Genomic DNA, 13225 nt, shown 5'->3' with positions numbered 1-13225 from the left:
GACCGCCGTCGACTTCGCGCGTCACGGTTGCCTTGCCATCACCGATCTCGATCTTCGAGGCGAAGGTTGCCTGCGCGGTGCCAAGCAGTGCCGCCAGCATCTGGCCGGTCTGGTTGGAATCGTCATCGATCGCCTGCTTGCCAACGATGACAAGACCCGGCTGTTCGGCGTCGGCGACGCCCTTCAGGATCTTGGCAACGGCGAGCGGCTCGACGGCATCGTCGGTCTCGACCAGGATCGCCCGGTCCGCGCCCATGGCAAGCGCCGTGCGCAGCGTCTCTTCAGACTTGGCAGGACCGATCGACACGACAACGACTTCCTCGGCCTTGCCGGCTTCCTTCAGCCGCAGCGCCTCCTCCACCGAGATCTCGTCGAACGGGTTCATCGACATCTTCACATTCGCGAGCTCGACGCCTGTGCCATCCGGCTTCACGCGGATCTTCACGTTGTAGTCAACCACCCGCTTCACGGGGACGAGAATTTTCATGGGGTCCTTCCTTCGGTAGATGATTCACGCGCTATGTCAGGCGACGATCTTTAGCGTAAATGTAGTGATGGAGTGGGCCTCGCCCGCGTGAGTTAGCTCAGCCGCAGGATCGATGACAAGCAGTGGTGTATTCATCATGATACCAAGCATGTCTTCTCCTTCCCGAAGCTCTTCAATCAGAAGACGTCGGCGTCGAGTGCCATCACAGTGGCCGCGCCGCTGCGAACGGCCGCGTCGAGCGCCAGGGTCTGCGGAAGCAGCCGGGAGGCGAAGAAGCGGGCAAGCGAAAGCTTGCGTTGCTTCAGCCAACTGCTCGCACCAACGGAGGCTGCGGCTTTCGAGGCCATGCGCACCCAAAGCCAGCCGAATGAGACGAGCGCGAAAAAGCGCAGGTAGTCGGTGGCGGCGGCTCCGGCCTCTTCCAGATCGGCATCTTTGGCCAACAGGTATTCGGTCAGCTTTTCCAACCGGGCAAGAGCCTCGCCGACAGCGGCGCTCACCATCTCGAGTTCGGCCGGTACAGCGGGTGCCGTCAGATCGCCACGGATCAGCTTGAAGAAGCGCCGCGGCAGGTCTCCGTCTTCCATCGGCAACTTGCGTCCGACGAGGTCCATGGCCTGCACGCCGTTGGTGCCTTCGTAGATCTGGGTGATGCGCGCGTCGCGCACATACTGCTCCATGTCCCATTCGCGGATATAGCCGTGACCGCCAAAAACCTGTTGCGACAGGACGGCCGTCTCGAAACCGAAATCAGTAAATGCAGCCTTGACCACCGGTGTCAGCAGCGCCACGAATCCGTCGGCGTTTTGGCGGACCGTCTCATCGGGATGGCGCGCGCCGATGTCCATCTGCATGGCGGTCCAGATTCCAAGAGCCCGACCCGCGTCCGTCAAAGCGCGCCCGGTGAGCAGCATTTTTCGCACGTCGGCATGATCGATGATCGGTACGGGACCGCACCCGCCGTCAGCGGACCGGCCCTGAAGTCGTTCGCGGGCATAGGCGACCGCCTTCTGATTGGCGGCTTCACCAACGCCAAGGCCCTGAATGCCGACGAAGAGGCGCTCGGCATTCATCATCGTGAACATGGCGTTCAATCCGCGCCCTGCTTCGCCGACCAGCCAGCCGATAGCGCCGTCATAGTTCATGACGCAAGTGGGCTGGGCATGAATGCCCATCTTGTGCTCCAGGGACCCGACCGACATACGGTTGCGTTCGCCAAGCGAGCCGTCTTCGTTGACGAGGAATTTGGGCGCGAGAAAAAGGCTGATGCCCTTCACGCCCTTGGGCGCATCAGGCAGGCGGGCGAGGACGAGATGGATGATGTTGCCACCGAAATCCTGATCGCCTGAGGAGATGAAGATCTTCGTGCCCCTGATGGCATAAGAGCCGTTGTCGAGCGGCTCGGCACGGCTTGCGAGCAGGCCGAGGTCGGTTCCAGCCGAGGATTCAGTCAGAGCCATGGCGCCGGTCCATTCTCCGGAGATCATCTTGGGCAGATACTTCTGCTTCAGTTCCTCGCTGCCGTGGTGGGCGATCGCCTCGACCGCGCCACGCGTAAGGCCGGGGAACAGACCGAAGGAGAGGTTTGCAGAGGATAACATCTCGTCAAACAGGATCTGCAGCGCGCGCGGCAGCCCCTGGCCACCAAATTCAGGATCACCGGAAAGCCCGCCCCACCCGGCCTCGACAAAGGCCTGGTATGCATCGGCAAAGCCTTTCGGCGTGGTCACCAATCCGTTTTCAACATGGCAGCCTTCCTCGTCGCCGGAACGGTTGAGCGGTTCGAGCACTTCGGCGCAGAACTTCCCGGCTTCCTCGAGCACGCTTGTTGCCAGATCTGTGTCGACTTCCTCAAAGCCGGGAAGGGCTGTTATCTGCGCGTTGAAGTCGAAAACCTCGCCGAGCAGGAATGATATGTCTTCGATAGGGGGAATGTAGCCAACCATAGGGGTTCCTTGCTTCCTTTCAGTTGCGCAGCGGCTTGCCGGTCGCAAGCATATGCTTGACGCGATCCCGGGTTGCGGGCGTTGCGAATAGTTCGCTGAAGGCATCGCGCTCTAGTGCGATGACCTCGTCTTCCGTGAGCGGCTTTAAGGGATCGGCGGAGGGGCCGCCGGTCAGCACATTGGCGAGCGCGCGGCCCACCACTCTGTCATGGGCAGTGATGCGTCCCGCCAGCGCCTCGACCTCGACGATGTTGTGGATCGCGAAGGTCCCGGAGGGTCCGGACATGACGATCGACGGCGCTTCCGGCGCGACATAGTTTTGCGCCAGTGCCAGCGCCTTCGCCTTGGCATCGGCTAGCAGACGACTGCGGTTCATGGTGATGCCGTCGGACGACTTCAGGAACCCAAGCTTTCGGGCCTCCAAGGCGCTCGCCGAGGTCTTGGCCGCGGAGATCAGGTTGAAGGCGGCGATCGCCGGCGCGACGGTGCCGCGCATGAAGGCAGTCGAGGCCGACAGGCGCAGCATCATTTCCTTGCATCCGCCCCAGCCGGGAATGAGTCCGATCCGAGTCTCCACCAGACCGATCGAAAGCTCGGCATGGGCTTGGATGGCGTCGCAATGCAGCAGAATCTCGCAGCCACCGCCGAGCGCCAGGCCCGCCGCCGCGCCGACGACGGGGAAGGGGGCATATTTTATTGCCTTAAAGGTGCGATGGCCGAGGTCGATGAAGGCCGAGAGCGCTTCGCTTCCGCCCTTCTCAACCGTTTCTAGGAAGATGCGCAGATCCGCGCCCGCGCTGAACACGGGCGCGTCGCTGCCTATGACCAGCGCGCGGAAATCGGCCTTGCAGCGTTCCAGGGACTCGCCGATCGCATCGAGCAGGGCCGGGCTGCAGGTGTTCATCTTGGTGCGGAATTCCAGGCAGGCGACGCCATCGCCGATGTCCCAGAGGCTCGCGGCCTCCCAGGACTCCAACGGCTTATGGCCGAGCCGGAGATCGGCGAGAAGAAGCGCGCCCTCGCTCTGCGCTACGGGCTCGATGCTGCCGTTCGGCAGGAGGTTGCAGCGACCACCATCGACCACCGAATAGAAGCCGCCCTTTTCCGCGGCGAGCGCCAGATAGGATGGAGCGGCGATGCCCCGGCCTTCGAGCCGCGCTTTCAGCCAGCCGGCGCCGAGGCGGTCGATCAGTTCGAAGGGACCGAGCTTCCAGCCGTAGCCGGTGCGCATCGCTTCGTCCACGGCCTCTGGCGTGTCGGCGATCTCGGGCACGAGAGACGCGGCATAGGCGAGCGACTTTTCCATGACGACCGCCGCATAGCGCCCGCCGAGGCCGGGATGCTCCATCAGGGCGCGCGGATCACCGCCCGAGGCATCGAGGCTTTTGGAGGAAATCGGCTTCTGCGGACGGTATTCGCCGGTCTTCAGATCCGTCGCATCGCGCGACTTGCGGTCGGGCGACAGGCGCACGAAACCGGCGCCGCTTTTACGCCCGAGGCGGTTTTCGGCAATCATTCTTGCAATAAGCGCTGGCTCTGCATCATAGTCCTTCATCGCATCGCTGGCAGGTGTGGCGTTCTGCAGGCTGCGGATAATCGTCGGCATCAGGTCGATACCAACGAGGTCCAGAAGCCCGAAGATGCCGGTGGAGGGGATGCCGAAGGGCTTGCTGATGATTGCATCCGCTTCCTCGACGTCAAGGCCGAGGTCGAAGGCTTCGTTCTGCGCAACCAGCATCCAGTAGTTGCCAATGCGGTTGCCGATGAAGCCGGGCGTGTCCTTGCAGGTGACGACGCTCTTGCCCAATTCGCGGTCCCCGAAATCGCGGATCGTCGCAGTTACCTCGGGCTTCGTCGCATGGCCCGACACCAGTTCCAGCAGCCGCATAGTGCGTGGGGGATTGAAAAAGTGGGTGATCAGGAAGTCTGCGGCAAACTTCTCCGGCAGACCCGCGGTCAGCGCTTGAAGGGGAATGGTCGAGGTGTTGGAGGAGACGATCGAACCGGCCTTCCTCAGCTCGTCGACGGCGCGGTAAAGAGGCTGCTTAATATCGATTTTTTCGGCGACAGCCTCGATGATCCAGTCCGCATCCGCGACAAGCCCCAGATCGTCGATGGTGGAGCCGGTACGGATACGTTCGGCAAAGGCGGGGTCCGTGAAGCCGCCAACTTTAAGCTGGCGGGCCACGCCGCCTTCGGCAAATTTCTTCTCGATGTCGAGCAGCACGACGTCGAGCCCCGTATTGGCGAGATGAGCGGCAATGCCTGAGCCCATGACGCCCGCCCCGATGACGGCAGCTTTCTCGATCGTGGCCATCATTACGCCGCCTCCAGTACCATGGCGATGCCTTGACCGCCGCCGATGCACTGGGTGGCGAGCGCATGGCGGCCGCCCTCCCGTTTCAGAAGGAGGGACGCCTTGCCGACCAGGCGCGCGCCTGTCGCGCCGAGCGGATGACCGAGCGCGATTGCCCCGCCATCGCGGTTGAGGCGAGCCGGATCGATATCGAGATCGCGGCAGCAGGCGAGCACCTGAACGGCGAAGGCCTCGTTCATTTCGATCACGTCTAGGTCGACCGCCGAAATGCCGGCGCGCTTCAGCGCCTTGCGGCTCGCCTCGACCGGTCCGATGCCCATGATCTCTGGCGCGCAGCCGGAAATCGCATAACCGGAGATGCGGGCGAGCGGCGCGAGGTTATGGCGCTTTACGAAGGCTTCCGAGCAGACGAGCGTGGCGGATGCGCCATCGGTTAGGGGAGAGGAATTACCCGCTGTGACCGAGCCGCCAGCCTTGAAGGCGGTCTTCAGGCCCGCGAGCTTTTCCGCGTCTGTCGCGCGCGGGCAACCGTCGATGGCTACATCCCCCACCGGCGTGATCTCGGCGACAAGCCGGCCGGCGGCGCGGGCTGCGATCGTCTTGGTCTGGCTTTCCAGCGAATAGGCGTCCTGCTCCTCGCGCGAAATGCCGTAGCGGTCAGCAAGGTTCTCGGCGGTCAGGCCCATGTTCAGGAAGGCAATGCGCTGGACGTCGCTCCAGGCCGGGTTCGGCAGGGGGTTAAAGCCCATCATGGGCACGCGGCTCATGCTCTCGACCCCGCCGGCGACAAACGCCTCGCCGGCGTCCATGGCAATCGCGCCGGCGGCCATCTGAACCGCTTGCATGGACGATCCGCACCAGCGGTTGACGGTCGAGCCGCCGACCGACTGCGGCAGGCCTGCGATGAGAGCCGCGCACCGGGCTATGTTGAAACCCTGCTCGCCTTCCGGGAAGGCGCACCCGAGATTGACGTCTTCGATCTCGGCCGGATCGATGCTGCAGCGGCCGATCAGCGCCTTGACGACGCTTGCCGCCAGATCGTCCGGGCGGACGCTAGCAAGCGCGCCGCGATGGGCGAGTGCAAAGGGGCTCCGTAGGTAGTCGACGATGTAGATCGCGGTCATAGTTCTTTTCCTATGCGTGACGAACACGTCACATGTGGGGATGTTTAGGCCACCGCCTTCGGCAGGACCCAGATGGAGTTATGCGGCGGATCGTTGATGTCGCAGGTCTTGCACTGCACGCATCTCTGTCGGCTCGAGGCCAAAGCGGCAAGCTTCGACAAGCGGCAGCCGCCGGCCTCCCATTCCTCGGGGTGACGAAGTTAAGTGGGGGACACGTCGATTGCTCGGACCACGCTCGGGCGTTTCAGCATCTGGTCGTAGAAACCGCCCAACGCCCGTGGCAGATCGATGTCCAGAGCTTTGGCCCAGTATGTGACATAAAACAGCGCAGCGTCGGCCACACCGGGCCGGGGGCCCGAGAGCCAAGAGGTCTTGCCCAACAGAGCGGAGACGTGGTCCAGACCGTCTGTCGCCACCTGAAGTCCATGTACGCGCAATTCTTCCTGAGCGGACGCAGACGAAACGAATTTGCCAGGCATGAGGGCTCGTGCAAAGCCGCACATGTGAATAGTGCCCACGATAAACTCCATCACCTCCGTCACCTGCGCCGCAGCGTCGGGATCGTCCGGAAGGAGCCCAGACTGGGGGAACCGCCATGCAAGCCAGAGCGCGATGGCCTGGAACTCGGTCAGCACCGTCCCGTCGTCACGGAGCAGGGCGGGCACCTTGCCCTTGGGATTGACTGCCAGGAAGGCATCGTCACGCTGCTGGCCGGATGACAGATCGATCGCCGAGACCTGGTGGGGGACGCCGATTTCCTCGAGGAGAATCCGGATACCCAGCGAGCAGGATCTGGGAGCGTGAAAAAGTTGCATAAAACTGACCTTTGTTTCGGAAGGTGATGCGATCGCGTGGATTAGGCCTGCGCCAGACTGAAGGCGAACTCGGTTTCCCAGGCCGCGAGTTCGGTAAGTTTCCATTCGCGCGGAGCCATCGGGAAGTGCCTGTGCCACGGGCGCGCCTCGCACATGTTCAGTTCCGGGATGAACACGTCCATGTCGGTGTAGAGCTCGATCAGCACCTGGTCGGGGTCATAGTGATAGCTGGCAATGTTGTGACCGGCGGTATGACGCGTCGGGCCCCATTTCACCGGAAGACCGCGCTCGGCCAACAGATCGCCTGCCATCGCGTGGCTGGCGTTGCCCTTGAGCTGGAAGGCTATGTGATGGACCCGCTGGTCCGGCATGCTCACCAGATTGACGACGTGGTGCTCGCGATTACAGGTGATGAAATTTGAGATGCCCGCAATCGTATCGGTGAACCAGAAGCCTAGGAAATCCATGAAGAACGCCTTCAGCTTCGGGCCGTCAGGCGAGATCACCGCCACATGTCCGAGCCGGAGGGGCGACACGCCGGTACGCTTGAAGCCGGCCGCGGGAGCATCAATGTCGGTATAAAGCTGCAGCGTGGTGCCGGGAACTGGCTCGACCTCGACCAGTTCGCGGATGCCCGGCTGACTGTCGGACTTGATCTGGGCGCCCAGGCCGAAGGCGCGCAGCTCGGCCACCAGCTCTCTGAGTTCGGTGCCGGGGTTGAGCTGGAAGCCGAGATGGCCCATCGCCTTGTGCTGCGCCTTGCGCAGGACGACGTTGTGGTGCTCGTAGCCGATGGACAGATAGCTCTCTCCATCGTGACCGGTCGCGGTCTCGCTCATGCCGATGGTTTCTGCATAGTGATCCCTGGCGCGCATGACGTCGGGCGTTTCAAGCGCGACGTAGCCCAGTTGGAACACTCTCGGGGCGAATTGTTTGTGCACGGTTTTCTCCATTTAGTAGGATTATGTTTGGCGCCCGCCGGAGCGCGGGTTGATGTCGGTTCCGCGATACCGGAGGTACCGGACCTGGTTGCCCAAGGACCCATGTCGCAGTGACGACGAGATCCACGCGGGAGCGGTTGCGTGGGATGGTTTGAAAATCCCAGCGTCTGCCGCGCCAGCTCCGGTCAAAACGTGTATCCGACCTTGACGGCGGCGCTGACGACGTCGTTGTCCTTGAAATTTCCGAACGAACCTGAAGCATCGCCGAACTGGTAATAGGTGACGGCGCTGGTTATCTTTACCCTGTCCCTGGTATAGATCGCGCCAAGGGTCGCGCCCCACAATCCGTCCGTTGCATCGATTGGCGCGTCGGCCGATATGCCGGTCTTGGGCTCGTAGGTCAGGGCGGTGAACCCCGCCCAGTTCTCGCTGAACACTTGTACCACGCCCAGTCTGTAGGTCGTCGTGTCGTTGAAGTGGGTGAGCGACCCCAGAGGATAGCCTGGCGGTCTGATCGTGGTTTTACTCCATTCGGCCCAGCGGACCGACGCGAAGAGGAGCGTCGAAAGACCGATGGGGGCCTGGAGATCGACGTTGACCGATTGCGGCGTCTCGACGCTCGTCCTCCCTGCGTAGGCGCCGGACGTGTCCAGATCGTAGTCGATTGCGGAATTGTACGTGACGGCGATCCGGATATGGGCTTCGGGAATTTCGAAGGCGCCCCCGACCACGTAGCCGACCGCCCAGGTGTCCTCAAACTCTATGTTGGCGAAGCCGGCGGGCAAGCCGGCTGCAAAGACCGAAATGTCCGTATTGCCGCCGAGGCGCTGGAGCCTGGGACCGCCGAACACGCTGAATCGATCCGTAAGTTTGTAGCGTAGCAAGCCCGTAATCGCGATCGACTCGACTTCCCCCGACAGGCCGGACAGCGGTCCGCGATCATACTCGAGTTTGCGCCCGTAGGGGTTGTCGACGATGACGGCCCCCGAGAACTGCTCGTTGATGTCGGCCTTGAAGGCGCCATTGTAAAACGGAAGCGTGGGCGCAGTGTCGCCCGAAGCAAACGGCGGTCCGGCGGCGGTGATTTGTCCGGCCACATCCGCACTGCCGAGGCCGAGCCCGAATTCGGCGTAGCGCCCCGTTTCGAAAAGGACGTCGTTCGGCTGCCCCAGAATATCGAAGCCTCCCGCAATCGCGGGTGTGACGGAAAGACAGCCGAAAAATCCGATCAGCAATTTAGTAGTCTTCATGCAGGTCTCCCTCCTCAGAGACGTCCGCCGTTATGCAAAGCCCACGGAAAGGGCGTTTCTCGCCTTTGCCGCACGCACTGCGCTGCCCCTCCACCCGTCCGCCTCGAGAGTGATCGGACCAGGCCGCGACCTTCGAGGTCTGGTGACCCGGTGGCGTGCGCGTCCTGGTCCGGCTGGATCATGCGTCCACGACTTGGAGCAAGTGCCCGCCAAAATCGACGGCGCCGTCGTCCGTGCGCATTTCGGCGCGCATGACGTCGCCCGGCGCGAGGTAGCGCGCGTGTGCGGTCGCCTCCTCGGCGAGCGCACCCTTCCGCTCCGAATCCTTGAAGAGCTTGGTCGTCAGAATCTGGGCGAGGGCGGCGCTGGCTTGCAGGATCACGCCGCCTGGCGTCCCGGTCAGCACGAGATCGCCCGCAGACAGGTCCATCAGGGACGCAATGTCGTTGAGGCAGGTTTCCGGCCGAAAGACGAAGTCACGGGTATGGGCCGACTGCCGAAGTTCGTCGTTCAGCCATAGACGGATCTCGATCCTGTCGAGCAGGTCAGCGACCTCGTCCGGCTCCGGAACGACCAGCCAGGGACCGCAGGGGCAGAAGGTGCGGGCGCTTTTGCCGCGGAACCACTGCAGGAAGGCTTCGCCGAACATCACGTCGCGGGCCGACACGTCGTTGCACAAGACCAGTCCGCCGATGAAATCGCCGAGGTTCTCTCTGGTGACTAGATCGCCTGCTCGCAAGGGTCGTTTGAGTACGAGCCCGAGTTCCACTTCATAGTCGAGCATTTGAACTCCGTCAGGCCGTATAACGGGATCGAACGCTCCCGACAGCGAGGATGCGGCCTTCATGAAGAGCAGATTTTTCTGGCTTGGCGCATGCCCTGATTCAATCGCGTGATCTGCGTAGTTCAGACCTTGGCAGATGATCTGCGCCGGCGCGGTGACGGGGCTGAGAATTTTTGCCGAGGAGATCGGGAGACGTTGGACGCCCGCGCGCGTCCTGAGCTCGGCGGCAGAGAGGCGAAGGATGTCGGCGGTCGAGACGAAGGTGCCCTCGAGCGGTGCGATCTCGTCTCCATCTACAATCCCCCACAAGGGGTCGCCGCCCGTCGTAAATCGGGACAATCTAACTACCATTTTTCATTTCCTTTGTTTGGAAGAGCGCTTCGAAGGCGGTTCGAGCATCCGCTCAGGGTGCCCTTGACGGTCGAACAGGGTCAGGCGCGGTCGTCGCCCTTGAGGTCCCCGTATCGCGCGCGATAATTCTCGATCGTGTCCATCGCGCCGCAGAACTCGACGTTGTGCCAGTCTGGATCGTAGAGGTAGCAGGCCACGTTGCCGCCGGTTTCGCCGTCTCCCAGGTGGGGATCGCTGTTATGGCGGACCGGACCGTAGTTCAACTGGAATCCGTCGGCCTGCCGCTGCTTGGCAAAGTCCAGGACATCCTCCAGTTGGTTTCCTTTCACCTCGAGCGCAAAATGGAAGAAGCTCATGCCAGAAGGGACGGTAATCCTGCCGGAGGGGTCGTGTTCCTCGACGAGCACGAGGCATTCCTCGTGGTCGGTCGCACTCATGTAGCAACAGCGAACGCGCCAGCCTTCCTTGAACGGATGCGGTTCCGGCTCACAGGTGCGGGCATGGACCATGCCGGCGACTTGCTCGTACCAGGCCCGGCTTCGCGCGATGTCGCGCACGTAGATCGAAAGCTGCCCCATGTGAGCGACGAGCGAAGGCTTGAAGACGCCGTAGTCTTCGGTCTTGTTGGAGAACCGTCGCCTCGTGAGCGTCGGCCACAACAGCACCATTTCACGAAACCATTTCCGCTTCAGCAAGCCCGCAAAACGCAGCTTGAATGGCGGAAGGACGTTCGGGGGAACGAAAGCGGCGTTGCTCATCTGCTGGTCTCCTCGATGATCTCGATCCAATGCTTGTCCGGGTCCTGCACGCAAAAGGCGCGCGACACTGGGCGTGCGGAGGCGAGCATGCGCCCTTCGCGGATCGGCAAGCCCATGCGACGTGCGCGGCTTCCGACGGCGTCGAACGCTCGTGCGTCCTTCACCGCCAGCGCAAAGTGCAGCATGGATTTATTGTCCATCTTCAGCTTGTGGTGCTTCACCAGGCAGATGTCGTGATGGTGGAAGCCGAAGGAGAAGAAATGCATCTCCTGCTGCGACAAACGCATTGCGGCGCTGCTGTCCGGATGGTTGAGAGCGGAGAACTGCAAGTCGAAGAGCTTGATGTAGAAGGCCTTTGAGCGCTCCAGTTCGGTGACGTAGAAGACGTGGTGCTGAAGGTTGGTGACGGGGATCCGAGCTGGCGCGTTCATGACTGGTTTCCTGACTGCTGGAACTGGGCTTTGAAGGCATAGCGAACGAGCTTTTCGTGGAGAGGGGCTGGGTCGCCCTCGGTTGCAATTCTTGCAAGCACTCCGAGCCGGGCGTCTTGAACGACGGATAGTGATGTGAGCGCGATGCCGGAGGCTTCCGCCTCCTGTCGCACCACGTCCTCGATCTCGAGCATTGACAAAGCCGGTTTGAAGATCTTGCCCACGGGTGTGACGGGCATCGAGGAAAGAATCCGGACGGATTTGGGATGCGCCGCGCGCTCGGGGATACGGTCGACGGCATGGGCAAGTAGGTCCGCTTCCGATGCCACCATCGCCGGCTTCAACTGAACATAGAGGATCGGCAGTTCACCGGCGCGCGCATCGGGCCGTCCCACTGCCGCGGCGAGTTGTACCGCCGGGTGATCCTGCACCGCATTTTCGATCAGCTTGGGATCGATGTTGTGGCCGCCGCGGATGATCAGCTCCTTCTTGCGACCCGTCAGCCAGAAGTAGCCGTCCGCGTCCTGGCGGGCGAGATCGCCCGTGTTCAGCCAGCGCTCGCCATCAATTTCGATCCAGAGACCCTTGTTGTGCTCGGCATTGATGTAGCCGGCAAAGACGTTCGGACCTCGGATCGCGAGCACGCCGACCTCTTCCGTCTCGGCGAACCCGACGAACGTGCCGGAATCATCAAGTCGGACCGACGCCATTTGCTGGTAGGGGAGGCGTAGGCCGATCGAGCCGATGCGCCGCTCGCCCTCCGGCGGATTGACGCTTGAAACACAAGCACCTTCGGTCAGGCCGTAGGCCTCCAGAATGCGGATTCCAATCGTGTTTTCGAACGTGCGGAACAGTTCCACGGGCATCGGAGCCGCTCCGCAAAAGCCGTAGCCGACACTTGAAATGTCGCGGCCACCGACCGGGACTTGCAGCAGCGCCGAAAATACTGTGGGAACGCCCGAAAAGGCCGCGATCCGATAGTGTTCGACCATCTCCCAAAAGGAAGGAACCACTCCTTCGCCGCGATAGCCGTACGGCGTGCCCAAAACGACATGTCCGCCTTGCGACCACGGCATTAGGCCGGTCACCAGTTGCCCGTTGACGTGGAAGAGTGGCAGGCCGCAGAAAATCGTCTTGCCCGGCGCCAACGCATCTCCTGTCATGGCTTGTGTTGACCAGGCGTCGAACACCTCGGACTGATGCGTGCGTGCGGCAATCTTGGGCAGTCCGGTCGTACCGCCTGTGCAGAAGTACGAAGAGATATCTTCTGGCCCGGGCGTGTCGAAGGTCAACCCTTCGCCACTCTCCACTGCCATTTGCTCACGCAGGTTGAGAATTGGGATGGACACTCCGTCGACGCCCACGGTTGATGACCCTGCCTCAGACGCTTCGTCGGTACCGTGGCGGAGATAAGGTGCGAGACCGACGGTCAGAATTCCTTGCAGGTCCGGCACGGTCGCGGCCGCCTTTAGCGCCTTCTGCCAGATATCAAACCCCGAAAAGGGCTCCAGAGTGACGAGCCACTTCGCCCTGCCGGCAGCAAGCAGCTCGGAGATCTGTGCCGCTTCAAGCAGCGGGTTGACTGCGAACGCGATGCCCGCAACCTCGCTCCCCCAGATCACGAAATGCGTTTCTGGCAGATTGGGGAGCACGAAGGCGACGACGTCGTCGCGGCCGACACCTAGCCGACGGAGTGCGTTGGCCGTCTTCGTGATGTCGGCCAGGAGCTCGGCATGCGTCCAGACGAAGGGCTCACGGAAGTCGTCAGAGCGTAAAAAGAAGGACAGGGCAGGCTGATCCGGCGCCACGGCGGCGCCGCGCGCCAGCATCTCGTAGGTGCTTGCCGGGAGGGCACGCTCGGGCAGCGGGAACTGCTCGAACGCCTCGACGTCGGGCAAGGCGACAATGGGACGGCCGAAGCCCCCGGGGTTGGTTGCAAGCATGGTGATCTTCCTCCCTATAAGGTCAGCGCGGGCGCGCCAGGCAGCAAGCCCGATTCAGCGGTGCGACCTGCTCCGGCT

At 62.4% G+C, this 13225-nt stretch carries 12 protein-coding genes; all 12 read right to left on the bottom strand.

Annotated elements, in window-relative coordinates; translation table 11 throughout:
- Positions 1 to 487, bottom strand: a 487-nt coding sequence (locus RGCCGE502_RS20910; RefSeq protein WP_016556186.1) for an electron transfer flavoprotein subunit beta/FixA family protein, incomplete at its 3' end; no start/stop codon positions are given.
- A 176-nt stretch (positions 488 to 663) separates the two neighbouring features.
- Positions 664 to 2433, bottom strand: coding sequence for an acyl-CoA dehydrogenase C-terminal domain-containing protein (locus RGCCGE502_RS20905; protein WP_016556185.1), 1770 nt, complete (start codon positions 2431 to 2433; stop codon positions 664 to 666).
- A 19-nt stretch (positions 2434 to 2452) separates the two neighbouring features.
- On the bottom strand, positions 2453 to 4750 hold the full coding sequence (locus RGCCGE502_RS20900) for a 3-hydroxyacyl-CoA dehydrogenase/enoyl-CoA hydratase family protein (RefSeq protein WP_040675311.1): 2298 nt from the start codon (positions 4748 to 4750) through the stop codon (positions 2453 to 2455).
- 2 nt (positions 4751 to 4752) lie between these two features.
- On the bottom strand, positions 4753 to 5874 hold the full coding sequence (locus RGCCGE502_RS20895) for a thiolase family protein (protein WP_016556183.1): 1122 nt from the start codon (positions 5872 to 5874) through the stop codon (positions 4753 to 4755).
- 44 nt (positions 5875 to 5918) lie between these two features.
- On the bottom strand, positions 5919 to 6017 hold the full coding sequence (locus RGCCGE502_RS39120; protein WP_369333332.1) for a 4Fe-4S dicluster domain-containing protein: 99 nt from the start codon (positions 6015 to 6017) through the stop codon (positions 5919 to 5921).
- A 57-nt stretch (positions 6018 to 6074) separates the two neighbouring features.
- Entirely contained in the window at positions 6075 to 6689 is a 615-nt protein-coding gene (locus RGCCGE502_RS20890) for a glutathione S-transferase family protein (RefSeq protein ID WP_016556182.1), read from the bottom strand.
- Between the two features lie 41 nt (positions 6690 to 6730).
- Positions 6731 to 7630 carry a VOC family protein gene (locus RGCCGE502_RS20885; RefSeq protein WP_141652391.1) on the bottom strand — a complete coding sequence of 300 codons (900 nt, stop codon included), beginning with the start codon at positions 7628 to 7630 and terminating at the stop codon, positions 6731 to 6733.
- 185 nt (positions 7631 to 7815) lie between these two features.
- Entirely contained in the window at positions 7816 to 8880 is a 1065-nt protein-coding gene (locus tag RGCCGE502_RS20880; protein WP_016556180.1) for an OmpP1/FadL family transporter, read from the bottom strand.
- A gap of 178 nt (positions 8881 to 9058) precedes the next feature.
- Positions 9059 to 10015: a fumarylacetoacetate hydrolase family protein gene (locus RGCCGE502_RS20875; RefSeq protein ID WP_040675248.1), complete on the bottom strand. Its 957-nt coding sequence runs from the start codon at positions 10013 to 10015 to the stop codon at positions 9059 to 9061.
- Positions 10016 to 10095: 80 nt separating this feature from the next.
- Positions 10096 to 10773 (bottom strand): VOC family protein, encoded by a 678-nt coding sequence (locus RGCCGE502_RS20870; protein ID WP_016556178.1) that lies wholly within the window; start codon positions 10771 to 10773, stop codon positions 10096 to 10098.
- A complete protein-coding gene (locus RGCCGE502_RS20865; protein ID WP_016556177.1) occupies positions 10770 to 11204 on the bottom strand; it encodes a VOC family protein in 435 nt (144 codons plus the stop codon). Before RGCCGE502_RS20865 ends, RGCCGE502_RS20870 begins: the two co-directional genes overlap by 4 nt.
- Entirely contained in the window at positions 11201 to 13147 is a 1947-nt protein-coding gene (locus RGCCGE502_RS20860; RefSeq protein ID WP_016556176.1) for an acyl-CoA synthetase, read from the bottom strand. Before RGCCGE502_RS20860 ends, RGCCGE502_RS20865 begins: the two co-directional genes overlap by 4 nt.
- Positions 13148 to 13225: the final 78 nt, after the last annotated feature.

Source organism: Rhizobium grahamii CCGE 502 (assembly GCF_000298315.2).
GTDB lineage: Bacteria > Pseudomonadota > Alphaproteobacteria > Rhizobiales > Rhizobiaceae > Rhizobium > Rhizobium grahamii.
Note: the sequence above shows the minus strand (reverse complement) of the source record. Positions and strands in the feature narration are given on the sequence as shown.

Bases quoted from the DNA above. Each gene is read 5' to 3' on its own strand.
- RGCCGE502_RS20905 (WP_016556185.1), bottom strand. From the start codon at position 2,433: ATGGTTGGCTACATTCCCCCTATCGAAGACATATCATTCCTGCTCGGC.
- RGCCGE502_RS20900 (WP_040675311.1), bottom strand. From the start codon at position 4,750: ATGGCCACGATCGAGAAAGCTGCCGTCATCGGGGCGGGCGTCATGGGC.
- RGCCGE502_RS20895 (WP_016556183.1), bottom strand. From the start codon at position 5,874: ATGACCGCGATCTACATCGTCGACTACCTACGGAGCCCCTTTGCACTC.
- RGCCGE502_RS20890 (WP_016556182.1), bottom strand. From the start codon at position 6,689: ATGCAACTTTTTCACGCTCCCAGATCCTGCTCGCTGGGTATCCGGATT.
- RGCCGE502_RS20880 (WP_016556180.1), bottom strand. From the start codon at position 8,880: ATGAAGACTACTAAATTGCTGATCGGATTTTTCGGCTGTCTTTCCGTC.
- RGCCGE502_RS20875 (WP_040675248.1), bottom strand. From the start codon at position 10,015: ATGGTAGTTAGATTGTCCCGATTTACGACGGGCGGCGACCCCTTGTGG.
- RGCCGE502_RS20870 (WP_016556178.1), bottom strand. From the start codon at position 10,773: ATGAGCAACGCCGCTTTCGTTCCCCCGAACGTCCTTCCGCCATTCAAG.
- RGCCGE502_RS20865 (WP_016556177.1), bottom strand. From the start codon at position 11,204: ATGAACGCGCCAGCTCGGATCCCCGTCACCAACCTTCAGCACCACGTC.
- RGCCGE502_RS20860 (WP_016556176.1), bottom strand. From the start codon at position 13,147: ATGCTTGCAACCAACCCCGGGGGCTTCGGCCGTCCCATTGTCGCCTTG.